20 protein-coding genes are annotated in these 25,865 nt (G+C 40.6%); 15 read left to right on the plus strand and 5 right to left on the minus strand.

The window, feature by feature from the left end; translation table 11 throughout:
- Position 1: 1 nt before the first annotated feature.
- Both WG905_RS17770 and WG905_RS17775 read right to left on the minus strand, forming a co-directional pair.
- Complete coding sequence (locus WG905_RS17770; RefSeq protein WP_339593103.1) at positions 2-694, minus strand: PspC domain-containing protein; 693 nt, start codon at positions 692-694, stop codon at positions 2-4.
- Positions 695-710: 16 nt separating this feature from the next.
- Positions 711-1,403 (minus strand): SDR family oxidoreductase, encoded by a 693-nt coding sequence (locus WG905_RS17775; RefSeq protein ID WP_339593104.1) that lies wholly within the window; start codon positions 1,401-1,403, stop codon positions 711-713.
- 304 nt (positions 1,404-1,707) lie between these two features.
- On the opposite strand from WG905_RS17775, the gene hflK reads away from it, so the two are divergent.
- The 6 genes from hflK (at position 1,708) to WG905_RS17805 (ending at position 7,136) form a co-directional block, all read left to right on the plus strand.
- Positions 1,708-2,667 (plus strand): FtsH protease activity modulator HflK, encoded by a 960-nt coding sequence (hflK, locus tag WG905_RS17780; protein WP_339593105.1) that lies wholly within the window; start codon positions 1,708-1,710, stop codon positions 2,665-2,667.
- Positions 2,668-2,669: 2 nt separating this feature from the next.
- Complete coding sequence (hflC, locus tag WG905_RS17785; protein WP_339593106.1) at positions 2,670-3,608, plus strand: protease modulator HflC; 939 nt, start codon at positions 2,670-2,672, stop codon at positions 3,606-3,608.
- Between the two features lie 75 nt (positions 3,609-3,683).
- Complete coding sequence (locus WG905_RS17790) at positions 3,684-4,418, plus strand: MlaE family ABC transporter permease (RefSeq protein WP_339593107.1); 735 nt, start codon at positions 3,684-3,686, stop codon at positions 4,416-4,418.
- Complete coding sequence (locus tag WG905_RS17795; protein WP_339593108.1) at positions 4,415-5,167, plus strand: ABC transporter ATP-binding protein; 753 nt, start codon at positions 4,415-4,417, stop codon at positions 5,165-5,167. The genes WG905_RS17790 and WG905_RS17795 overlap by 4 nt, the downstream gene beginning before the upstream one ends.
- A gap of 23 nt (positions 5,168-5,190) precedes the next feature.
- Positions 5,191-6,072, plus strand: a complete 882-nt coding sequence (locus tag WG905_RS17800; RefSeq protein ID WP_339593109.1) for a class I SAM-dependent methyltransferase — start codon at positions 5,191-5,193, stop codon at positions 6,070-6,072.
- Between the two features lie 17 nt (positions 6,073-6,089).
- Positions 6,090-7,136 carry a hypothetical protein gene (locus WG905_RS17805; RefSeq protein WP_339593110.1) on the plus strand — a complete coding sequence of 349 codons (1,047 nt, stop codon included), beginning with the start codon at positions 6,090-6,092 and terminating at the stop codon, positions 7,134-7,136.
- Positions 7,137-7,242: 106 nt separating this feature from the next.
- On the opposite strand, the gene WG905_RS17810 is transcribed toward WG905_RS17805, so the two are convergent.
- A complete protein-coding gene (locus WG905_RS17810) occupies positions 7,243-8,100 on the minus strand; it encodes an AraC family transcriptional regulator (RefSeq protein ID WP_339593111.1) in 858 nt (285 codons plus the stop codon).
- Positions 8,101-8,225: 125 nt separating this feature from the next.
- On the minus strand, positions 8,226-8,894 hold the full coding sequence (locus WG905_RS17815) for an ankyrin repeat domain-containing protein (protein ID WP_339593112.1): 669 nt from the start codon (positions 8,892-8,894) through the stop codon (positions 8,226-8,228).
- 316 nt (positions 8,895-9,210) lie between these two features.
- On the opposite strand from WG905_RS17815, the gene WG905_RS17820 reads away from it, so the two are divergent.
- From WG905_RS17820 to WG905_RS17835, 4 genes are all read left to right on the plus strand, one after another.
- Positions 9,211-10,557, plus strand: coding sequence for an amidohydrolase (locus WG905_RS17820; protein WP_339593113.1), 1,347 nt, complete (start codon positions 9,211-9,213; stop codon positions 10,555-10,557).
- Positions 10,558-10,901: 344 nt separating this feature from the next.
- Positions 10,902-11,504 carry a HupE/UreJ family protein gene (locus WG905_RS17825; protein ID WP_339593114.1) on the plus strand — a complete coding sequence of 201 codons (603 nt, stop codon included), beginning with the start codon at positions 10,902-10,904 and terminating at the stop codon, positions 11,502-11,504.
- A gap of 296 nt (positions 11,505-11,800) precedes the next feature.
- Positions 11,801-12,760 (plus strand): DUF418 domain-containing protein, encoded by a 960-nt coding sequence (locus WG905_RS17830; protein ID WP_339593115.1) that lies wholly within the window; start codon positions 11,801-11,803, stop codon positions 12,758-12,760.
- A 79-nt stretch (positions 12,761-12,839) separates the two neighbouring features.
- Positions 12,840-13,055 (plus strand): cupin domain-containing protein, encoded by a 216-nt coding sequence (locus WG905_RS17835; RefSeq protein WP_339593142.1) that lies wholly within the window; start codon positions 12,840-12,842, stop codon positions 13,053-13,055.
- Here the strand turns inward: WG905_RS17835 and WG905_RS17840 are convergent.
- Positions 13,052-16,078, minus strand: a complete 3,027-nt coding sequence (locus WG905_RS17840; protein WP_339593116.1) for a DNA gyrase/topoisomerase IV subunit A — start codon at positions 16,076-16,078, stop codon at positions 13,052-13,054. The two genes, WG905_RS17835 and WG905_RS17840, sit on opposite strands and share 4 nt — an antisense overlap.
- Positions 16,079-16,433: 355 nt before the next feature.
- Between WG905_RS17840 and WG905_RS17845 the strand changes: the two genes are divergently transcribed.
- The 5 genes from WG905_RS17845 (at position 16,434) to WG905_RS17865 (ending at position 25,863) form a co-directional block, all read left to right on the plus strand.
- On the plus strand, positions 16,434-16,685 hold the full coding sequence (locus WG905_RS17845) for a hypothetical protein (RefSeq protein WP_339593117.1): 252 nt from the start codon (positions 16,434-16,436) through the stop codon (positions 16,683-16,685).
- A 56-nt stretch (positions 16,686-16,741) separates the two neighbouring features.
- Positions 16,742-17,134, plus strand: a complete 393-nt coding sequence (locus tag WG905_RS17850; protein WP_339593118.1) for a VOC family protein — start codon at positions 16,742-16,744, stop codon at positions 17,132-17,134.
- Positions 17,135-17,275: 141 nt separating this feature from the next.
- Positions 17,276-22,417 (plus strand): translocation/assembly module TamB domain-containing protein, encoded by a 5,142-nt coding sequence (locus WG905_RS17855; RefSeq protein WP_339593119.1) that lies wholly within the window; start codon positions 17,276-17,278, stop codon positions 22,415-22,417.
- Positions 22,401-24,692: a translocation and assembly module lipoprotein TamL gene (gene tamL, locus WG905_RS17860; RefSeq protein ID WP_339593120.1), complete on the plus strand. Its 2,292-nt coding sequence runs from the start codon at positions 22,401-22,403 to the stop codon at positions 24,690-24,692. The genes WG905_RS17855 and tamL overlap by 17 nt, the downstream gene beginning before the upstream one ends.
- A gap of 193 nt (positions 24,693-24,885) precedes the next feature.
- Entirely contained in the window at positions 24,886-25,863 is a 978-nt protein-coding gene (locus WG905_RS17865) for a YihY/virulence factor BrkB family protein (protein ID WP_339593121.1), read from the plus strand.
- Positions 25,864-25,865 lie beyond the last annotated feature (2 nt).

Here is a 25,865-nt window from a genome sequence, read left to right on the forward strand (position 1 = left end):
ATTAAAGCGGTTTTGGATTAGCTTCATTAACCGTATTACCTGCACTGTCACCCTCATTGATATCGCCAGGCTTATCTGTCACAGGTGCTGAGGTTGGCGGCATTTGCGGCTCTTTCCAATCTTCCCAGGGATCTTTGCGTTTGGATTTAGCAACGAAACTAATACCGATAGCAATAAAAATAAGCGGCCACAATTTGCCCAAACTAAACCAGTAAGGAATGATATTAAATTCATTCATTAAAAAATATAGACCAATAACCAGTAAGAACAAACCGCCAATGGTACGGCCCGTATCACTGTTCTTTTTAACGAAACCATAATCAGGTTGATTCGGTGTTTTGAATTGTTCTGCGTTATATTCGGTATTAAAGGTTGAAGAACTCCAGTTTTGAGTTGACCCCCCTACCGGATTTTCAGGCTTCGTAAATGTTTCCGCCTCATATACAGTCGAAGACTTTTTGGGATCCTGAAAATAATCATTAAATTTTCTATACCGGGCAGCCGGATCAGTATTTACCGGCACCACAATCCACATGATTAAATAAACTAATATACCTGTCCCCATTAAAAAAATGGTAGACAAAACAAAAAGCAGCCTAATTATGGTCACATCAACTTCCATGTATACGGCTACCCCCGATGAAACTCCAGCAATTACTTTGTCGTGTTCGTTTCTAAATAATCTCTTTTCCATAACTTGGTCTCCTTTGCTATTTAAAGTCTTGTGGCTTTAAAATTACTTCATCAACATTTACACCAATGCTTAATTTTAAAATGGTGCTTATCGTATTCGCAATATCTTCAGGCTGCACAAATTGTTCTTTTGGTAACACTGTTCCTTCCCAGGAGGCAGTATATGTAGAACCCGGCAAAACTGCGGTAACTTTAACGTTGTATGGAGTCAATTCCTGCCGCAATACATTATTAAGACTAAAAAGAGCCGATTTAGTTACACTATAACTACCAGCATTTGTTACTATTTCTTTACTGGCCACCGAACAGATGTTGAAAATATGGCCAGAGGCCCTCTCTCTCATTATTTTACCGAAAAATCTGGACAAAATATAGGGTGCATAAAGGTTGATTTGGAGCTGCAGGTCAAAGTTTGTCTCCTCCTCATCCAGTAAAAGTCCAGGAAGGAATGCGCCAACATTGTTAACCAGCACATCAATATCACCCAGTTCCTGAACTGTAAACTCACAAAAACGCTTAACTGCATCTTTATCTGCACAATCTACCGCTGCATACACTACGCTAACCCCTAAACTTTCTAACTGAGCGGCAAAATCCTTCAACTCTTGTTCATTCCTTGCACAAATGGAAAGGTTATATCCTTCTTCGGCTAATTTTAAGGCTATCGCGCGGCCAATTCCTTTAGTAGCTCCAGTAATTAATGCATTCATTATTGCTCCTTTTTTTCAAACCAAGATACAATCTTAAAATTATACTTAATTGAAAAGCTATAATATTACTGATATTTATAAGGATCGACTTATACAATTTAAATTATCATATACGTATGCCTTTGAATCAAGATCATAGCGGTATTTTATTTTAAGATGAACCATAACCATAAGGTTGAGCAACGGATACAAATACTTATATGATAAACATACTCACATATACCATCTTAAAATCCCAGATTAACTGAAAATTAGTTATTTTACAGAGTTTACAATCATTAACCTTTTACTTTTAAATTTTACTATGAATAGAGATTTTACCTATTTAATACAAAACAGCAGGATCATAGCCATCGGCTTTGTAGTGCTCTTGCTCTTATGGAACAGCATATTTCAGATAGGCACAGAAGAAGTAGGCGTTATTACCCGGTTAGGCAGGTACACCCGTACCGTAGAGCCGGGATTGAATATCAAAATGCCTTTCGCCGAAAAGGTACACAAAGTGCCTGTTGAAAGACAGCAGAAACTGGAATTTGGCTTCAGGTCTACCAACGGAAACGGGCAGTCAGCCTACACCAAAGAGGGTGTACAAAATGAATCCCTGATGCTTACCGGCGACCTTAACCTGGCAGATGTAGAATGGGTGGTCCAGTACCGGATCAACGATGCCTATAATTATTTATTTAAAGTAAGAGATCCGGAAAGCACTTTAAGGAATATCTCTGAAGCAGCTACCCGCCAGATTGTTGGCGACAGAACAGTTAACGAAGTGCTCACCATAGGCCGTACAGAGATTACGGTAAAGCTCCATGAACTCATCCAGCAAATCTGTAATGAATATAGCCTGGGCATAAAAGTCGAACAAGTAGTATTACAGGACGTAAACCCGCCTGACCCCGTTAAAGCGGCGTTTAACGCCGTTAATGAAGCCCAGCAGGAAAAGGAAACGCTGATTAACCAGGCGAAGTCTGAATACAACAAAGTCATACCGAAAGCCAGTGGTGAGGCCAAGGCAACCATCCAAAAGGCTGAAGGTTATGCGATTGAAAGGGTAAACAATGCACAAGGCGAGGTGGCCAGGTTCAACGACCTTTACAGCCAATATATCAAAGCACCTGAAGTAACCAGAAAGCGTCTATACCTGGAAAACATGTCGACTGTACTTTCCAAAACGGGTAATATCATCATTACCGATCAAAATGGTGCAAATGTATTACCGTTACTGCAAATGCAGCTGAGCAAAGAAAACCCTAAGAAAGATTAATCATGAACAGAAATCAAATCACTATAGCCATTGCCGCATTTTTAGTCCTTATCGTTTTATTACTAAGCACTTTTACGGTCAGGGAGTATGAGCAGGTGGTCGTCACTCAATTCGGCAGGCCCATCGGACAAGCCATTACCAAACCGGGCATGAATTTTAAAATTCCTTTTATTCAAACGGCCAACGTATTCGAGAAACGGTTTATGGAATGGGTGGGTGACCCGAACCAGCTGCCAACGAAGGATAAAAAGTTTATTTTCGTAGAAACCTATGCCCGCTGGCAAATTACAGACCCACTGCAATTCTTTAAAAGACTAACCAATGAGCGCAGTGCACAATCAAGACTCGATGACATACTGGATGGCGAAACAAGGAACGTTGTTGCCAAGAACAATATTGAAGAACTGGTGAGGAGCAGCAATAGAAAGCCTGAACTGGACTCTATAGGCGAGGTACTTGGCGATTCGCTGATGACCGTTTTTGTGGGGCGAGATAAAATGCAGGACATGATCCTGGCCTCTGCAAATAAACAGGCAAAGGAACTTGGCATTAAGATCCTTGACTTCAGGTTCAAAAGAATCAATTATGTGAAGGAAGTGCAGACACAGGTATATGAAAGAATGAAAAGTGAGCGCTACCGGGTGGCTGACAAATTCAGGTCTGAAGGCCAGGGCGAAGCCTCTAAAATTAACGGAGAGAAAGACCGGGAACTAAAGAATATCCAGTCGGCGGCATTTAAAACAGCAGAAGAAATTAAAGGTAAGGCCGATGCAAGCGCAGCGTCGATTTATGCGTCGGCCTATAATCAATCAGCCCAGAGTAAGAATTTATATAGTTTCATGAAATCAATGGAAACACTGGAAAAAACTTTCAACGAAAAAACCTCCGTTATTCTCTCTACCAACAGCGAAATACATCAATACCTTAAAAAATCAAACTAATTATGTTAAGGCACAACAATTTTTGTTGTTTCTTTGTATTAATATTGTTTTAATCCCTCAGCTAATTTTCAATAAATGAATTTCACCAACTTTGGCAAATATATACTGTTGTTAAAAGCTGTATTTAAAAAGCCAGAAAAGACGAAGATCTACGTAAAAGCCATATTCCAACAAATGAACTTTATTGGTGTAGGTTCCCTGGGATTGATATCAATTATTTCCACTTTTATTGGCGCTGTAATGACTTTACAAATCGCTTTCCAGCTGGTCAGTGATTTTATCCCCAAAACCATTATTGGCTCTGTAAACCGTGACTCTACTATCCTTGAATTAAGTCCGACCATCAGTGCTATTGTGCTGGCCGGTAAAATCGGATCTGCCATTTCATCAGAAATTGGTACCATGCGGGTAACAGAACAAATCGATGCGCTGGAAATTATGGGCATCAATACCCCCGGCTATTTAATTCTGCCCAAAATCATTGCGGGCATTACCATGGTACCCTTGCTGGTTATCGTTTCCATGTTTTTAAGTATTACCGGCGGTTATTTAGGTGGTACTTTATCAGGAGCAGTATCTCCGGCAGATTATATTTTGGGTGTGACTACAGATTTCAATCCTTACACCATCGTCGTATCGCTTACTAAAGCCTTTGTTTTTGGCTTTATCATTACTTCAGTACCTGCCTACGAAGGATTCTATGTTAAAGGAGGCGCCCTGGAAGTTGCACAAGCAAGTACCAGAGCAGTTGTTGTCAGTTGTATCTCAATTTTAGCATGTGATTACATTGTAACCCAACTTTTACTATGATCGAAGTTAAAGATATTAATAAATCCTTTGGTGACAATCACGTTCTCCAGGGCATTTCTGGTAAATTTGAGTCTGGAATTACCAACCTCATCATAGGAGGCTCCGGTTCGGGGAAAACAACCTTGCTGAAATGCATGATCGGCCTTCACCATCCTGAAATAGGAACTGTAGAATATGATGGCCGCGAGTTTACCACAATGGATTTCCAGCAACGCATTGAAATCCGTAAGGAAATAGGCATGCTGTTTCAGGGCTCTGCCCTTTTCGATTCGATGACGGTAGAGGAAAACATTATGTTTCCATTGAACATGTTTACGGAGCAATCCAAATCAGAAAAATTAGATCGTGTTAATTTCTGTCTGGGCCGGGTAAACCTGGAAGGAAAAAATAAATTGAACCCTGCAGAGCTTTCCGGAGGAATGAAAAAACGGGTCGGAATTGCGCGCGCCATTGCCATGAACCCAAAATACTTGTTCGTGGATGAGCCAAACTCCGGACTCGATCCAAGGACATCAATCGTTATTGACGAACTGATTAAAGAACTTACTGAAGAATATAATACCACCACCATTGTGGTTACACATGATATGAATTCGGTGATGGGAATCGGTGATTACATCCTCTTTTTACATGAGGGTAAAAAATTCTGGGAAGGATCCAACAAGGAAATTGCGCATACCGATGTTCCGGAACTGAATGATTTTGTTTTCGCCAGCCGCTTCATGAAAGCTGCGAAAGGGAAGTTTTAAAATACTATAGACAAATACAGAATATGATAGGCCTTTTAACACCCACACACTGGAAAGATTACGAGTTGATAGATTGTGGTGACTTTGAGAAACTGGAACGCTTTGGCAACCTTGTTTTATGCAGACCTGAACCACAGGCAGTATGGAAGAAAACACTTTCAGAACAAAGCTGGAAAAAACAAACACACATTAGATTTAAAGGCCGTTCTGCCACCAGCGGCGAGTGGATAAAAAACAATGCGCATTTTCCTGACCGCTGGAATGTGGAATACACCAATGATGATGTAACCATTAACTTGCGCCTTGGTTTAACTTCTTTTAAGCATGTAGGTGTATTTCCGGAGCAGGCTGTAAACTGGGATTATATCTCCTCCTGCGTGAAACGGTTTAAAACACCCGTACCTAAAGTACTTAACCTTTTTGCCTATACCGGCGCCGCTTCCATGATTGCAAAAGCTGCCGGTGCTGATACCACACATGTGGATTCAATTAAACAAGTTGTGAACTGGGCGAACGAAAACCAGGAGCTTTCAAAATTAAAAGATGTGCGCTGGGTAGTGGAAGATGCCCTTAAATTTGTAAAAAGAGAGCTCAAAAGAGGTAAAAAATACAATGGCATCATTTTGGACCCACCGGCATTCGGACATGGCCCTAATGGGGAAAAATGGAAACTAGAAGACCATATCCAGGAAATGATGCAGGAAGTGGTACAATTGCTGGATGAGCAAGAACATTTCTTGATCTTGAATACTTATTCATTGGGATTTTCGTCTATTATAGTAGAGAACCTGATCAAGACTTCTTTTCCACAAGTGGAGAACCTTGAAACAGGGGAATTATATTTACAAGCTACCTCAGGGGTAAAGTTACCACTTGGGGTATATGGAAAATTTAATAACATTTAAAAAACAAACCTGTTAAAATGAAAATACCTCACCTATCTGGAACATTCCTTATAGGAATTGCAACTATTGCCTTGTTCGCAAATTGCAATTCTGAAACAAAAAAAGTAGCCGGACCAACAACACGTCTGGCGGCTGCAACAAGTGACACCACGGTAGCAGAACCTGCAAACGTCAGGGCGGCAATTGACACCGCAAGCTATAAAGATGCCCTTGTAAAAATTGCAAACGGGGATACGACGGGAAGGTGGCCGGTTAAAGGTCAACCTGTGCCATTGGCAGGTGCGATTTTACCATTTAAAAGAATCGTAGTTTACTACGGAAACCTACACTCCAAAAAAATGGGTGCCCTGGGTGAATATGCACCTAAAGAAATGTGGAGCAGGTTACATACAGAAGTTAAAAACTGGGAGAAAGCTGATCCAACCACGCCTGTACAGGTGGGCTTGCATTACATTGCTGCAGTGGCCAGTGGAACGCCCGGCAGAGATGGTAAATACATCAACCGTATGGGTAATGCGCAGATAGACTCTGTAATGAAGATTGCCAAAATGCATGATGCTATTGTGTTCTTAGATCTACAGGTTGCTTTAAGCACGCTTAAGGATGAATTACCGAGGATAGAAAAATATTTACAGCAGCCCAATGTACATTTAGGTATTGACCCGGAGTTCTCCATGAAAACAGGGGCAAAACCTGGATCAAGAATTGGAACTTTTGATGCGGAAGACATCAATTACGCTACAAAATACCTTGCAGATATGGTGAATGAGTTTAACTTGCCTCCAAAGGTTTTCGTGGTACACAGGTTCACCAAGAAAATGGTAACCAATTATCAAAACATCAAATTACGTCCTGAAGTACAGGTGGTGATGCACATGGATGGATGGGGCCAGCCGGACCTTAAAATCGGTACTTATCGTTATTTTATTCAAAATGAACCTGTGCAATTCACAGGCTTCAAAGTGTTCTATAAAAATGACCTTAAAAAAGCGCCGCATCGTTTAATGACGCCTCAAGAATTGCTGAAATTAAAACCTGCACCAATCTATATCCAGTACCAATAAGACTTACCATATTTCTTTTAAAAAAAGGCTGCCTTCTCAAGGCGGCTTTTTTTATGAAAACGAAAGCATACACTTACGGCTATTTCGTATGATATTTAACAGACGTTTATTGGTCTCTAAATTCTGTGGGAGTGATATCTGTCTGACTTTTGAAAAAGTTAGAAAAATAAGCGTGATCAACAAAACCAAGTTTAAAAGCGATCTCTTTAATGGAGAGTTCAGTTGACTGCAGCATGCGTTTGGCTTCCAGCAGTACACGCTGTTGAATCAATTGGGTAGCCGATACATTTAGATTTTTCCTACAAAGAATGTTTAGATAATTGGCTGTTATGTTGAGCTTTGAAGCATAAAAGCCAACAAGTTTCTCTTCTTTAAAATACCGGTCAATAAGCATGTTGAATTTCGCAAGCCTCGGATTCGACTGATAGACTTTAGCATCAGTGAATATATGCTCGGCCGCCTTACTTACAATTGCAGCAATTACTGCTGCCCTTGCACTGATCACTTCATGAAGTGAATGTTCGGCTTTCAATTCATCTCTTATAGCATCAAATTCATACCTGAGCAAACTGAAACTATTATCACTTAACGGAATTACCGGATGATTGATATAATTTGTAAATGAAAAGCGAAAATATGGCGCAAAACGTTCAAAAAAAGCCTGGTCGATCATTAACTGATACCCGGTTGTATTGGACTCTATGTGCCATTTATGTACCTGGTCGGGAAACAATACATGGACCTGTCTGTTACCGATCACATAATCCTGAAAGTCTATATTGTGGATGCCTTTAGCCTGGTCAAACAAGACGATGATGAAAAAATCATGTTTATGCGGTTTATGGATATGCCTTTCGCCATGAAGGTCATTGTAAAGCAGCTCTTTTCTACCGGCAGACTGCCCTTTTCTGAACTCCTGTATGCCAATAACGGGTACAAATATGTTCTCCTCTTTTAAGGTCATGGTCTACACATCCTTCCTTACATCTGATTTATCTTTCGGAAATTTATGAAAAAATAATCATCACCATACAAATCATACCAATATCCCCACCAAAACACCCTATACTTCATGAAAGTTTTGCATTCCTAATTTGATATTATTGTTACTATTTCACTAAATCCGCGGTTTTTTGCATGTTGAAGCGGCGTAATTCCGTCACGGTCGGGAATCTGAAGATCTGCACCCCCATCTTTCAGGATCTGTACTATTTCCTGGTATTTTTTTGTGCCATTGCCCAATACAATGGCTTCCATCAGGGCTGTCCAGCCCAAACGATTTACATGGTCTACGGGATAGTCTTTGGTATTCACAAGAAGCCTTACCGTTTCAACGTGACCACGTTCACAAGCCGGGATCAGGGCACTGCCGTTATAGCGGTTGAATATATCAAGGCGGGCGCCGTTTGCCAGATAGAGCCTCACAAGTTCCGTCTGTCCGCTTGCCCCGGCATATAGAAATGGACTATCCTGGTTGTAGGCCTGCATATTCACATCTGCCCCTTTTTCCACGAGAAGTTTAGCCATTTCCTGTTGCTTATTGATCGTTGCCAGTAACAGCAGGTTTCGTTTATTTTTGTCCTGTGAATTGACATTTGCACCTTTTTCAAGCGCTTTCTTCAGGCCATCCATATCGTTGTTGTTGACCAGTTCTATCATATTTTCCTGCAGCATACCTGTTTCTTTTGTTGCCGGGTGGTTGTTCGCTCCACAAGAGGAAAATGCACCCATTGATAATAAAAGCAATAATATTTTCATGTTCAAATGTTTTGTTCCCAATTTACGAAACAAAGTTAGGTCTGTTTCCATTTATACCCTTGGAAAATCCATCCCGATGCTTGAAATTTTCATCACAATCACTCATTTTGTTAATAAGCCCGGCACTTCCTTCGATCCCCCCTCTTGCTGTTATTTAACAGAAAGTATATAAATCCAGTGACTAAATCATGTTGTGCCCGAAAGAAGGTTGGAAGATGGATTTTTATTACAGTGATAAATCTTTCAAGGGATGGAATGAATAATACACCTAATAAAGAGCGGCATTGGGTAATTTTGGGTCATATATTTTTATGCTATGATGAGATCGGAAATAACACGCAAAAATTTTTTGACTAAATCGGGACTGGGGCTTGTGAGCATGGCTTTTGCTCCCGGATTGTTAAGTGCCCAAGGTATTTTATCTAACGAAACAGCTAACCAAACGATGAATTTGACTACAGGAAACTATACTTTAAAAAATGTCTTACTGGAAACCGAATTCGGCTATGAGGATGATGAAATCAGCCATACTAAAACCGGGTTATTCTGTGTGGCCATCAGTGAGGGAAAGATCAAAAGCGTATCAGCCAATAAACCAAACGATTCCAGTGCCATTGATGCTAAGGGATTATTGATGCTCCCTGCTTTCCGGGACATGCACATCCACCTGGACAAGACTTTTTATGGCGGTCCATGGCAGGCTGTCCGTAGCAGGACCGGCGGCGTGAAAGGCATGATCGCACTGGAACAACAAATCCTACCGGAAATGCTAAAAACATCTACCACGCGTGCCCAGAAGCTGATCGAGTTGCTTCAGTCGAAAGGTACTTCCTTTGCCAGGAGCCATGTGAATATTGAGCCCACTTCAAAATTACAGTCGCTCAAGAACCTGCAGAAAGCACTTGAAAATAAAAAGAACGGCTTTGGAGCAGAACTCGTTGTCTTCCCACAGCATGGCGTTTTCTATACCGATTCGGCTCCATACCTTAAGGAAGCTGCACAAATGGATATAGATTTTATCGGAGGTGTTGATCCTTATACGCTAGATGGTGCTATTGAAAAAACAATGGATTTTACCGTTCAGTTAGCTTTGGATCATCACAAAGGTATCGATATCCACTTGCATGAATCTGGAGAATCGGGTTTGAAAACAGTAGAATATCTTATTAAAAAAGTAAATGAAAACCCTGTTTTAAAGCATAAAACCTATCTGAGCCACTGCTTTGTTTTAGGGAGACTGGATCAGTCTAAACAAGAAGAAATAGCGGAACAGCTGGGCGCTGCCGGTATCGGCATTGTATCTACCATTCCTTTTGGCAAGTTGATCATGCCGATTCCAACATTATACAAACACAACGTTACTGTGTTGACAGGTAACGACAGCATCATTGACCACTGGAATACCATGGGAAGTGGAAGTGTCCTGCAGAAAACGAATGTAATGGCACAGGTTTATGGCTACGTTACAGAGTTCCAGTTGTCGAGGAGCTTAAGACTAGCAACCGGCAACATCCTTCCACTAAATGATAAGGGTGAACAGCAGTGGCCCAAGGCCGGGGATGCTGCCAATATGGTACTGATGGATGCCAGTTGCTCTGCTGAGGCGGTCTCTCGTATTTCTTCGGTAAAGTCGCTTATACATCAGGGAAATATCGTTTATTAAAAACAAACAAATTCCTGCTTGTATAACCATCTCAGTAAATAGTTGACTTTATTCAATTCTTAACCGAAAACTGTATGATATTTTCAGGAACAGACATTTTCGTATAGCTATTCCAGGAGAAGACAGCGCTCGATCAGGGTGAGTCCACAGTGAGTCCACCATGAGTGCACGGTGAGTCCACGTTTTACCGAACAAACCGTGGACTCACCGTGCTGGCAATGTGGATTCACCCCGCTGGCATCCTTAACCCGCACCAACGCTTCAACGAGCGGCCATCTTACGCATTACCGCAGCTGTAACATCTTTATTGAAAAACACTGCGGTAAAAATGAATTCTTGTAATCATGAAAAGAAAATCCGATTTTGGCGGCCTTATGCAAGATTTTCCACTTTATTTCGAGTTAGGCTGGCAACATATTTTAGACTGGCGCGGATATGATCATATCCTTTTTGTGATGGTTTTATGCGGCACTTACAGCCTGATGGAATGGAAAAAGGTATTGATCCTGGTTACTGCCTTTACGCTTGGCCATAGTATTACCCTTGCTTTGAGTGTATTGAATTTAATTGAGGTGAATTCTGACCTGATCGAATTTTTAATTCCTGTTACCATTGTCATCACGGCTATATCCAATATTGTGAGCAAAAAAGCACAGCAAATGGCCATCAATATCAAATACCTCCTGGCTTTATTTTTCGGACTGGTACATGGCATGGGCTTCTCCAATTACCTTAAAGGCTTGCTGGGGAACAGCAATAGTATTGTAGCAGAACTTTTTGCGTTTAACGTAGGTTTGGAGTTTGGCCAACTGTTAATTGTTGCGGGTACGCTAATTCTTTCCACCTTTTTGATCAGTTTGGTAAAGGTTAAAAAGTGGGACTGGAACTTTTTCTTATCCTCGGCTATTTTTGGGATATCATTGGTGATGGCCTTGGAAAGGATGTAAACAGTATTTCCATTGTTTTTTTCTAGAAATTTATAAAAAGAGGGCCCTAAGCCCTCTTTTTTTTTAGCGGATTTATAAATAGGAGCAACAGCTGACCTTACACACACCTCATGATGAATAGTCGTTCCCATTCGTTTTCCAGGTAATGTTTTTCGCTTTAGTCTGCCGTTACATATAGGTTTAACTTAATTTCCAGATCATTGTATTAAAGGATAGCACACTAAATGCAAGTTCACCAAGGAGTCGAAAACACCTGATTGCAGAAAAGAAACATTAAATAAGAGAAGAACAAATACATGAATAATATTGAAGCAAAGGTCATCCAATTACCTACAAATGCAACAAAACCAGCACCGATTAAATCATTGTCATCGTTACAAAAGCGCATCACCGTTTTAGATGCACTAAGGGGTTTTGCTTTATTGGGCGTTATTCTTATCCACATGTTACAACACTTCGGAATCCGTTCCCTCCCTTCTGTGCAAAATGATCCTCGGTTTCCTGCAATAGATGAAGTTATTCAATGGATAGGGCAAAATATAATCATGGGAAGATTTGTAAATATTTTCGCCTTCTTATTCGGACTAAGTTTCTTTATACAAATGAATAGTGCTGCCAAAAAAGGAATAGATTTCCGCAAGCGTTTTGTATGGAGAATGTTTCTTTTGTTCATGCTTGGCCTAATCGCACACTCTTTTTATAGTCTGGAAATAATATCAGTTTATGCGGTATTCGGCTTGTTGATGATCCCGCTTTACCGGGTCAAAAACTGGATCTTAATCATGATTGCCGGGCTATTATTACTCGGAACCCCACGTATCATCCAGGCAACTATTAATAATAAAGCAATACCAGTGCAAACAGTAAATCCTGTCAATAACAGTACTGCACAAGCGCCGGCTGTGATACCCGAACATATAGCTGATCCATCATTTTTCAACTCGGCAAAATATAATTATGAAGAACGTTTTACGGGGAAGCTTAATTATCAATTTGGAATGATTGGCCGTGGATATCTAACCTTTGCTATGTTCATACTAGGACTTGTGGTGGGCCGCATTCGCTTTTTTGAAGAACTGAGTACGAAGAAACCAAGGAATTTAATTCTTTTTCTCGGCTTTGGTATAGCGACATTGTCCGTACAATGGATAATAAGTATGATTCCGCCAGTGGAAACACGTATTTTATTTAACCCTGCGGGCAGCTATATATCTCCAACTCTTTTAGCCGTTAAAGCTTCGAGGATATTAATTTAGTCCTTTTTTCGGGAGCCTTGGCCATGGGATTCATCATTCTATATCAAACAAAAATGATGGGGAAATATTTGGATATGTTATCACCCTATGGGCGCACGGGAAACCTGGAGCGAGAACCAACTGGCATCATCACAAAGGAGGCCAGATACTCCTGGTAACAGCGGGAAAAGGTTTATACCAGGAAAAAGGGAAACCAGTTGAAGTAATTAAAGAAGGTCAGGTGATAAAGTGTCCGCCAAACCTGGCACATTGGCACGGAGCTACCCCTGATGATACCATGACAACTGGGCTTTAAAACAAGTCCAACTGTCCTTTATTGTCAATATCTACATCATCAGGATTAGTAATCTCTAATTTGATTTCCTTTTTATCAGGTGGCGTTTCAGTTTTAAACTTGGCCTTTTGCTTTACCGGCTTTTCCTCAGCTGCAGCTTTAACAGGAATTTCGACCGTTGGCTCAGGTGCTTTAGGTGATTCACTAATAAATTTCGGTTTCACTTTACCCGTTGAAGCCGTGCTTTGTTTTTCTTTTGCAGGCTCGGGCTTCACTTCAGTTTCTTCTACTTCTGCCGGATTTAAGTCAGCAGTTTCTACTTCAGCAGGATTTACTTTGGGATCCTCAATTTCAGGTTCTGCTGTTTCTGGTTCTCCGATTTCCGGGGTATCAGCGTCCTCAGGTTGATCCTCTTCAACTTCATCAGCATCACCACTTACTTCGGCATCATCGATAGCATCCTCATCAAGACCATCATCCACAGCTTTATCAATACCCACTTTTAAGGCATCTTCTTTCATGGCCATCTCCGCTGTTAACTCCGGTTCTTTGGCATTTTGAATGGCCAGGTTTTTAACATCATGCTGACTTAACCTGTTTCCATTTGCACGAATCCCTTTCAGGTCAATAAATTCAGCCAGTTTAACTTCCAGTGTTTCCGGGATCTGGCTTTTTCCTTTCAGCACATCAACTGTTAAGGTAGCTTCCGGGTTTCCAGTTAGGTAAATGAGTTTGGAGCCGGTCTCTTCACTGATGAGGCTTTGTTTTTTGCCCACAGCAATATTTTCGAATACGAATCTTTTAACATAATAATTCTTCGCCTTGCCTTCATACTGTACTACAGTAAAAGGTTTTTCAGGATCATACTTCTGGATCAGGATCAGGTCTGGGTCAAAGTGGTTACTCAGTTCATAAGTACTCAGCTCATACCATCCCTCTTTGTGAACTTGCAGAATCTTATCGTCGCCATCAAACTCACCCAGGTATTTCCCTCTTCCATCTACGTTTAAGCGGCGCAGCAAGTCATCATACCAGATCTTTAAGCCAGATAAGGTAGAAACACCTTTGCTTTTAAGAATAATTTTTTTGATCGGGTATTTGGATACAATATTCCCCTGCGACCCACGGCCTTTAATGGCGATTTCAGCGAAGTCAATATCAAGAGAGAGTTTCTTTAGTTTGGTATGCGGTCTCAGTTGTACAGTCACCACCTCTGCCTCGCCATTAGGATTGGCAGAGAAATAAAGAAGCTTAGATCCTTTACTACCTTTGGTAAGGTCATATTCCTTATCACGGGTAATACCCACCACGGCAAAACGTTTAATATAGGCGATGCCACTGGCACCGTCTTTATAAATTACGTTATAAATGGTGCGGTCATCGCCTTTTTTGAAAACAGCAGCGTAGATGATACCCTTGCCCACAAAAGTTTTATCAGCAACCTTTGTGATGGTACATTTGCCATCTTCCCTGAAAACAATGATCTCATCAAGGTCAGAACAATCGGCAACAAACTCATCCTTACGTAGACCTGTACCGATGAACCCATCTTCACGGTTCATGTATAATTTTACGTTGGCAAGGGCAACTTTGGAAGCCTCTACCCGATCGAACAACCGGATTTCAGTTTTACGTTCCCGGCCTTTACCATATTTATCTTTTAATTTCTGGAACCAGGCTATGGCATAATCCGTTAAATGACGGAGATGGTTCTTAATCACTTTAATTTCATCTTCAAGAGATTTCATCTGCTCATCCGCTTTTTTAACATCAAAACGGGTGATGCTGCTCATCGGTTTTTCGATCAGCTTCTTGAAATCTTCAGGAAGAATTTCACGGTATAGTTTTTCTTTAAAAGGCTCAAATAAGGCATATAAAACTTTCACTACACCTTCAAAATTGGCAGCAGTTTCATAACCCTGGTTTTTATACATCCCCTCCTGGATAAAGATCTTTAGCAAGGAGCTAAAGAAAATCTTTTCTTCCAGTTCATTCAGGCGTATTTCAAGTTCCTTTTTTAATAAAGCCTTGGTATTATTTGTATTCTCAATAAGGATATCATTTACGCTCAGGAACTGCGGTTTATCATCCTTAATGATACAAGTATTTGGAGAGATGGAAACTTCACAGGAAGTAAAGGCATACAGGGCATCGATGGTCACATCAGGAGATATACCCGGTGCCAGCTGTATCACAATTTCAACATGTTGTGCTGTATTGTCTTCAATTTTCTTGATTTTAATTTTGCCCTTGTCGTTGGCAGACAAAATACTGTCAATCACTGAACCTGTAGTGGTACTATAGGGTATTTCGGTGATGACCAATGTCTTTTTATCTTTTTCGGTAATTTTCGCTCTCACACGGACTTTACCGCCACGCATGCCTTCGTTATAAGCCGAGAAATCAGCCATCCCCCCAGTAAAGAAATCTGGCAGAATATTGGGCCTTACCCCTTTTAAAACTTCAATGGAAGCATCTAAAAGCTCAAGAAAGTTATGAGGCATTACCTTGGTCGCTAAACCAACCGCTATACCCTCCGCACCCTGCGCTAATAATAAGGGGAATTTTACCGGTAAGGTAATGGGTTCGTTGTTACGTCCATCGTAACTCAGTTGCCATACGGTAGTATCAGCGTTAAAAACAACATCATTGGCAAACTTAGATAAACGCGCTTCTATGTAACGTGCGGCAGCTGCACTGTCGCCGGTAATAGGGTCGCCCCAGTTTCCCTGGCAATCGATCAGTAAATCTTTCTGACCGATCTGAACCATAGCATCACCAATAGAAGCATCGCCATGAGGGTGATACTTCATGGTATTACCAATTACGTTGGCCGCTTTATTGAAACGTCCGTCGTCCATTTCCTTAAGCGAATGCAGAATGCGTCGCTGTACAGGCTTTAGTCCGTCGTTGATATGCGGAACTGCACGGTCCAGAATTACGTAGGAAGCATAATCGAGGAACCAGTTTTCATATAACCCGTTTATGGGGATAATGGTATGCTTATTTTCTCCGGCTATGTTTTCTTGTTCTTCGTCGTTCATTAAAAAGTTGTTGCTGTTGTAAATATAAGTGCTGAAAGGAAAATTTCAACACAGAAGTTTTAAACACTTTGAGTGCGGCAAAGGTACATAAAATCCACTAAAATCAGACCGCCAAACGATTTTCAATAAACACAAAAAGCAGTAAATTTTTAGCAACTTTTATTTTCTAGACCTTGGCATTAAGGCATGAACAGCATTAAATATCAAAAACCCCTGGATCTGTTTTATTTGCCTACCGGACTGGCCATGGTTCATCAAATTCTTGGCCGTATTGAAGAAGGAGTTTACACTAAATGACTCTTTTCAGGATAACCAAGACTGAAAAAAGGGCAACTGACTTTTCAATTTATTTATCATGAGCATGGACTTAAAAGCAGAGGACAGTTTACTGATAGGCGACCAACTGATGGCTGATCGAAAATATGTTGCTATTAAAGTCAGGTCCGCGGTCAATCCTTATGAATTCAATGTTCTGCTTAACCCCTTGTTCCGGGGATATCATGACCTGATTCAAATCAATTCTGTAGAAAACATAAAAATCGATTCCCAACTGATTAAAAGTGATGTTAATTGTTTCTTTCCAAGCTTTCACATCATCAATAAATAGTGTAAATTTAGTTAGAAATTAAGAATTTGTTCCATTCACATTAAAACCAAAAGATCATGTTCAAGCACGCAAAAGCATTCAGCAGTTTTTCGGTTAATGACCTGGAAAAAGCAAGAGAGTTTTATAGTCAGAAGCTTGGCTTATCGGTTTCTGAAAATTCAATGGGTTTCCTTGACCTTCAAATGGACGGCAGTAAAGTTCTCATTTACCCAAAAGACAACCATGAGCCGGCATCTTTTACCGTTCTCAATTTTCTGGTGACCGATATAGAAAAAGCTGTAGAAGAACTTAAAAACATCGGAGTTGTTTTCGAGCAGTATACCGATGAGGAAATCAGGACTAACGAGAAGGGAATATCTCGCAGAAGCGGATGTCCTACCGCAGCATGGTTTAAAGACCCCGCAGAGAACATCATTTCAATCATGGAAATGGAGAGTAAAATTGACTAAAAGGAGTCCAAAATTGTTTAAAATATCAAAGAAAGTTTTAAACAAAACTTACTAAAACAAATTCCATCGAAATGGGTTTAAATAGAGCCTAGTGGCATGGTTTTAGTTAAAAATATTATTTAACCATTCATACTTCATCACTTGAATAAATATATACGTAAAAGTTTAAAGGTCATACTATGGATTATATCCATCGTTATCTTATTGGTGGTAACGGTGGCGCTTTCACTCAATATTCCGGCTGTTCAAAACTTCGTTAAAAATAAGGCCATCAATTATCTTAAAGATAAAACCCGTACTGAAGTCAGCCTGGAGAGCATAAAAATCGGCTTTCCAAAAAATATCATCCTCAATAAATTTTACATCGAAGATTTAAAAAAGGATACCCTTTTATATGCCGGAAAGCTATCTGTGGACATCAGCATGTTAAAACTGCTCAGCAACAAGGTGGAGATTAACAATATAGACCTGGAAAATGTGCGGGCCAATGTAACCAGGATTCATCCGGACACTACTTTCAATTTTTCTTTTTTAGTAGATGCCTTCATGTCTGAGGAGGAAAAACCCGAAGAGGAGGTTCAAAAAGACACCACCTCTACGTTGAAATTTTCTATTGATGATATTGGACTTAAGGATATAGGCATTGTTTACCGGGACGATGTTGCCGGAAATGAAATGAAATTGAACCTCGGTGAGTTTACAACGAAAATTAAGGAATTTGACCTCAATAACCAGCATTATGTCATCAATGAGCTTGATTTAAAAAACACCGTGGTCAGTTACATGCAACAAAAGCCACTGACACAGTTACAGGAACACCTGGAAAAAAGTGTGGATACCTCGCAAACAACATCGGGTAAGCTGCCATTGGTAGAGATTGAGGATTTTGCTTTTAATAATGTTAAGATTAATTTCAATGACCGAATTTCTAAAACAGATGCAAATGTAAATCTGAATGATATTGCCCTGACTAAGTTGTTCATTGACCTTACAAACAACATTTACAAACTGGCAAATGCTAACCTCGACAACTCTCAAATTAAATTCAGCTCCGGGGTAAATAGCACTAAGGCTGATTTAAATTTAAGGGAGTTCTCTTTCACGCAGTTAAAGGCCGATCTTAATAAGGGCAGTTATCAAATTGGTGATGCGACACTGAACAAATCCAATGTTTTGTTTGCTTTTAAACCTGAGGCACCTGCAAAAAACACAGATAGTAAAGATACTACTGCCACGGCTCCTTTAAGTTTACTCCTGAATAAGCTTACTTTGGCAGACAACACCGTACAGTTCGATAACCTTGCAGCCAAGCCAGTTAAGGGCATGGATTTTAACCACTTAAAAATCAGTAAACTGGGCTTAACTGCAGAGGGGATTGCCTATAGCGACGCTGGCATCAGTGTGAAGGTGAAAAATGGAAAGCTCAATGAAAAAAGCGGTTTTTCGGTACTGGATTTAAAGGGTGATGTAGTTTATTCTGATCAACAAGTTAAAATAAGCAACTTCCTGCTTAAAACGCCAAATACACATATTGAAAACAACACCCTGTTGACTTATACTTCTATTGATGATTTGACCAAACATCCGGAAAAAGTTAAACTTGATATAGCGGTTAAAAATACGACAATTGGTTTAAGAGACGCTGCATTTTTCAGTGATGCCGTTCCTGCCAATTACCGGAATGAAAAGTTAAAAGTGAGCGCAATAGCCAATGGTTATTTAAACAACCTTCATGTTGCAAAACTTCAGGTTTCAGGACTTAAGAATACGCATATTGACGTGAGTGGCACCGTTAAGGGCCTGCCTGATGTTGACAAAACTTTCCTGGACCTGAACCTGAAAAGATTTTCCTTAACGAAAGCTGATCTGTTGGTCCTGATTCCAAAAAACACATTGCCTGCCAATATCACGTTACCAAATGTCATTAACGCAAATGGTAAGTTCAGAGGATCGATGACAAACTTTAATACGGGCTTTAATATCAATACCGACATGGGTTCGGCTAAGCTGGTCGCCAACATGAAAGGCCCTAAAGGAAGAGAAAGGTATACCGCTAACATCAACCTTAACAATTTTAATGTGGGTCGTATGATGCAAATGGATTCCACGTTGGGCAGAATTACTGTCATTGCTAATGTTAAAGGCACTGGCCTGGACATGAAAAAAGCATCAGCAGACTTAAATGCCAGGGTGGTTAGTGCACAATACAATAAATACACTTACAAAAACCTACTTTTAAGTGGCACCTATGCTGCTCAAAAAATGAATCTAAAAAGCAGTATGGCCGATACCAATGCCAATTATAACCTGACGGCATTTGTGAATATGGCGGGTAAATATCCTGCTGTTAAAGGAAATATTGAATTGAAGCAGCTTGATCTCCAAAAATTAAATTTCAGTCCGACGGAACTGAAGCTGGCGGGTGTCATTGATGCAGATATCGCCAGTGCTGATCCTGACTACCTGAATGGTGATGTTGCTATTAAAGGCTTGCAGTTGGTGATGGATGGCCAGCGTTTCAATGTGGATACCATTCAACTGCATTCAGAAGCAACGGCAACCCACAATTCACTCAGTCTGGATTCAGAAATACTTAGCGTTAAGGTTGACGGGAAATATGAAATCACCAACCTGGCGGCCGCTGTAATCAACCAGATCAACAAGTACTATCAGTTTGGAGAAGTCACCAAAATCCCGGATCAACGCTTCAGGTTTTCTGTGGATTTCTACAATCCAAAGATCTTACAAAGCATGATACCGGAACTGACCACCTTTGCTCCTGCAAGGATGAATGGTTTGCTGGATACCCAAAAGGATAGCCTCAATGTTTACGCCTGGTTTCCAAGGATTGTGTATGGTGATTATAAGGTTGACAGTACCTTGTTGAACATTGACAATAGTGACCAGAAACTAAATTATAAGCTAACCAACCGCAGTCTTCAGAGTCCTTCGCTTGCACTCTTCCATTCGGAGGTGAGTGGAGAGGCTGTAGATAATAACCTGGGGTTGAATGTTTACCTAAGGGATAGCAAGCGCAAAGATAAATATGTATTGGGTGGTAACTTTAGATCCATCGCTACAGATTTCCAGTTTAGTTTTGACCCGGAGAAGTTATTGCTAAATTACCAGAAATGGGCGATAAGTCCGGAGAACTTCATTCAATTTGGGAAGTCAGGGATCCTTGCTGGGAACTTTGACCTAAGCAATGCTGGTCAGGTGCTCAGTATCAACAGTGAAGGTGACATGCCTAACTCCCCGCTTACTGTTGAGTTTAAAGACTTCCGTATTGAAACGCTGACCAGTTTCGCTGAGCAGGATAGTGCTTTAGCTGGTGGGTCTATCAATGGAACGGTGAATGTGAAAGACCTTGCAGCTACACCGAAATTTGAAGCCAACATGACCATAGACCAGCTTCGCTATCAGAAAGATATGCTGGGCACCCTGAGAATTGCGGTCAACAACAATACAGCGAATGCTTTCGAAACCAATATCGCCTTAACCGGTGTTCACGAAATGAGGGTGAATGGCTTTTACTATACGGCGCCACAAAGTGCTTTAGACCTGCAGGTAAATATTGACAAAATAGACCTGAAAGGCATAGAAAGCTTGTCGATGGGACAAATAAAGCAGGGCTCGGGCACCATTACGGGCCAATTTGATATCAGTGGCGCCTTGGATGCGCCAAAGGTTATCGGAGACCTGAAGTTTAACCAGGCAGCCTTTAACGTTGCTTATGCCAACTCTTATTTCAGGATGCCAAATGAAACCATCAGCTTTACTGAAAAAGGGGTAAACTTCAACAACTTTACCATTATTGATTCTTTAAATCAAAGGGCAACCATCACTGGTGGAATCCTCACAACCAACTACCAGGACTTCAATTTCAATATGAATATCAGGACCCGCAATTTCAGGGTAATGAATTCAACTGCTGCCGACAACGAGTTGATTTATGGAACGGTATTTTTAACCAGTACCATCTCCGTTCGTGGCGATCTTAACCAGCCTGATGTGGATATGGATTTAAGGGTTGAAGACAAGACCAAGTTCTTCTTTGCCATGCCGCCTACCGACCCCTCGATCATTGACCAGGAAGGTATAGTTCAATACATCGATGCTGACGTAGCACCATTTAACAACCAGAAGGCACTCACGGCATCGGATTCGATCAGTAAGGCGCCGATCAAAGGAATGAACCTTGCAGCTACCATTGCCATTGACCCTAATGCAGAATTAAGTGTGGTGGTGGACCCCGAAAATGGGGATGCTTTAATGGTGCGTGGACAGGCCACGTTGACGGCTACCATGGACCCGAGTGGTAAAATGAGTTTAACAGGCGCATATGAAGTTTCTGATGGTTCTTATAATTTATCTGTTGGACCATTAGGCAAGAAGGAGTTTAAACTGGTACAAGGAAGTACGCTGGTATGGACCGGTGAGCCTACTACTGCAAATGTGAATATCACTGCACTTTATGAGGTTAATGCTGCGCCGATTGATTTACTTGCAAATCAGCTGAATACCGAAGATGCGGGTACAATAAATACCTACAAAACTAAATTGCCTTTCCAGGTGTACTTATCCATGGAGGGTGAATTGCTTAAACCGATCATTAAATTCAAACTTGATTTACCTGAAAATGAACGGGGGGCCTTGGGTGGCCAGGTTTACACCAAATTACAGCAAATAAATACTGATGAAGGCGAACTGAACAAGCAGGTGTTCTCCTTATTGGCACTGAACAGGTTTATGGCCGACAATCCATTTCAAAGCCTGGCAGGTGGTGGCGGGGTTTCTACCCTTGCACGTTCCAGCGTAAGTAAACTCTTAACAGAACAATTGAATAACCTTGCATCTGATTTAATTCAAGGTGTAAATTTAAACTTCGGCGTGAACACTTCTGAAGATTATTCCAGTGGCCAACTGGAACAAAAAACTGATTTGGAAATCGGACTATCTAAAAAATTATTGAATGACCGGTTAACAGTTACTGTTGGTAGCTCCTTTGGATTGGAAGGAGCTGAACAAAAAGGTAAGAGTTCTTCTAATATTGCTGGCAATGTTAATGTTGAATACTTGTTATCTGCAGACGGCAGGTACAGATTGAGGGCTTACAGGCGCAACCAAAATGAAGGCGTCATTGAAGGAGAAATCATAGAAACCGGGATTGGATTTGCGCTAGTGGTAGATTATAACAGATTCAGGGAAGTTTTCAGAAACTTCTCTAAAAAGAATAGAAGAAATCAAGAAGAACGAAAGCCTCGAAATGAAAGAACTAATTAAATTAAGCTTATTGATCCTTATTTGCTCAGTTTGGGGTGCTTGTAGCAGTACAAAGCACCTCAAACCCGGGCAGAATTTATATGTGGGCGCAGAAATAAACATCAATCCCGACTCTTCTGTCCGAATCGATGACCAAAAGGATGTTAAAAAAACCCTTGAAAGCAAAACCCGTCCCCGGCCCAATAAAAAGATCTTAGGAATGAGGTTTAAGTTAGGAATGTACAACCTGGCTGGTGAACCCAAAAAACCTAAAGGTTTTCGTAATTGGTTGCGGAACAAAATCGGTGAACCGCCGGTTTTGTTAAGTGAAGTTAATTTAGGCTATAACAATGCCGTGCTGGAAAGTTATTTAATCAGTCAAGGTTACCTGCAGGCAGACGTTCTTGGCGATACGGTAGTAAAAAGCAAAAGAGCTAAGGCTATTTATACGGTCAACACCGGTAACCGCTATAAGATAAACAGCATTACCTTTCCTGAGGACAGTGCGGGTATAGCAAGAATTATAAATCAAAATGCTGGCAATACTTTATTGAAAGTTGGTGACAACTATGACCTGGATGTTTTTAAAAATGAACGCATCCGGATTGACGATGATCTTAAACAGCTGGGCTATTTTTACTTCAGTCCTGATTACCTCATCTTACAGGTGGACAGTACCATCGGAAAAAACCTGGTAGATATTAGGCTAAGGGTTAAAGATATTGCACCAGATGCAGGATTGAAACCATATACCATTAATGACATTAATATCTACCCGAATTACTCCCTGAGAAGGGATAGCATCCTGCGTAAATCTGAACCGGAGCTTTATAGCGATTTCAAGATTTACGATCCGCGAAAAACTTATAAAACCAATTTGTTTGACCGCCTTGTGTTCTTCAAGAAGGATGAACTGTACAACAGAACGGATCATAATCAATCCTTGAATAGGATGGTGAACATAGGTACATTTCAGTATGTAAAAGCAGAATTTGTTCCCTTGGACAGCTTTAGAAATAACCAGCTGGACTTAAACATTTACCTGACGCCATTAAAAAAGAAATCCCTTTCTTTCTCTGCAACCGGAACAAGTAAATCAAATAACTTTGTGGGTTCAGAGCTGAAAGTCACTCAAACCACAAGGAATTTATTCAGAGGTGCTGAGCAATTGGACGTGAGTGTGAGTGGTGGTTTTGAAACCCAGGTAAGCGGACAATCTCAGGGCCGGAATTCATTTTCCTTTACGACTGAAGCGAAGTTAACTTTTCCAAGGTTAATCGTGCCATTTTTCGACTTCAACAGTACCAATGCTTTTATTCCTAAAACCATCGCATCAGTTTCTTACCAGTTATTGAAACGTGGTTCTTTGTACAACCTCAATTCCATAAAGGGTGAATTTGGGTACAACTGGAAGGAGAACCAATACAAAGAGCATAATTTTAACCCCATTTCCATAAACTACGTTAACTCGAAAATAACTGCTCTTGATTCAGCAGGTTTGTATGATTCTATTCCGGATTTAAGAAGGGTACTGGAGCCGCAGTTCATTATAGGCAGTAATTATGATTTTACTTACACCAACCAAATGGAGGACAAAAGAAGGAACAACATCTTCTTTTATGGAAGTCTGGAAACCGGTGGTAATGTAGTAGGTTTATTTGCCAAGGAAAACGAGTTAGGCAAGAAAGAAATATTGGGTACAAATCTCACACAGTTTGTGCGGTTGGAAGCTGATTTCAGGGATTATTTTAAGATCACCAGAAACCTGATCTGGGCAAACCGCATCAATTTTGGTTATGGTTACGCTTACGGTAACAGTACGTCATTGCCTTTCGTAAGACAGTTCTTTGCAGGGGGTAGTAACGACATCAGGGCGTTTGCAGCAAGGTCTTTAGGCCCGGGAACTTCAAGCATCCCTACCACGGAAATTTACGCTGATCAAAGTGGTGATATTAAAGCTATGTTTAACACGGAGCTGAGGTTTAAACTGGTGAGCATTCTTCATGGTGCTTTATTTGCTGATGCAGGTAACATATGGCTTCGCCAGGAAGATCCAAATAAACCCGGTTCAGGTTTTAAGTTTAAGAATGTTTTGAATGAGATGGCGGTTGGTACCGGTGTTGGTTTAAGGGTGGATGCTACTATCTTTGTGATCCGACTGGATGTGGCCTTCCCTATTCGTAAACCTTATCTACCACCAGGTGAGCGCTGGGTAATTGATGAGGTTGATTTTGGTGACAAACAATGGCGGAAAGATAATATTATTTACAATATTGGTATTGGTTATCCATTTTAATATTGCTTATACTTAAAGATTGATATCGTTTAATATTTTCAAAGCAATGAAGCTATCATAAGCCTATGATAGCTTCATTGCCGCTAAAAAATAAACTATGTACTGATGAAACCTTTATAAGCTAGTAGTTTACAAAAAGCAATGATTATAAGCTTATGATAGCTTAATAACCTATCATAATAAATATAAACCAATGAAAATCATCAAAAAAGTTGTGAGCTTCTTCAAATCGCTGGGTCACCTTTTTCTTGCTGCAGGTAAGGGGTTTATGGAAGATAGCGTTACTAAACTCAGTGCTTCTTTGGCCTATTATACCATTTTTGCTTTAACCCCGCTAATCATCATTGTAATTTCGGCATCGAGTTTGTTTTTTGGCGATCAGTTAAGTCCGGATACCAAGTTGTTTTCGGAGATTAATGAATTAATAGGTGAACCTGCTACCCTACAGCTGCAAAGTTTTGTCATCAATGCGAACCTCAGCGGAAAAAGCACCATGGGCTTAGTCGTTGGGGTAGCCACACTGGTTATTGGAGCGACGGCTATTTTCATTGAGATTCAGGACAGCATCAACCGCATTTGGAAAGTTAAAGCGATTCCTAAAAAGGGCTGGTTAAAGATGATCACCAATAGGTTATTGTCTTTTTCTTTAATCGTTTCCATGGGATTTTTATTGCTTGTTTCACTCGTTATCAATAGCATTATTGTTGCTTTGGGTACACAAGTCGAACAATACATACCTCAAGTTACTACCATAGTAATGGACCTGGCTACCCGAGCCGTAACCCTGGCCGTAGTTACCGGGGTATTTGCGATTATTTTTAAAGTACTTCCAGATGTGGTCATTAAATGGAGACCAGCCATCATAGGGGCCCTGTTTACCGCTATATTGTTTAGCCTGGGGCAGTTTCTAATTGGCATCTACATTGAGAAAGGAAATCCTGGTTCAGCTTTCGGTGCTGCAGGATCCATCATTATCATTTTGGTATGGATTTATTACAGTGCTATTATCCTTTATTTTGGTGCGGAATTTACGCAAGCCTATGCAGAAAAATATGGTGACGGCATAGCACCCAGCAAATATGCAGTACATACCAAAATAATTATCGTCGAAAAAGAAGTCGCAGTATTACCACCGCAACACCCGGAGGACACTAAAATTGATACAGACTAAAC

It is taken from the genome of Pedobacter immunditicola, assembly GCF_037482985.1.
GTDB classification, from domain to species: domain Bacteria; phylum Bacteroidota; class Bacteroidia; order Sphingobacteriales; family Sphingobacteriaceae; genus Pedobacter; species Pedobacter immunditicola.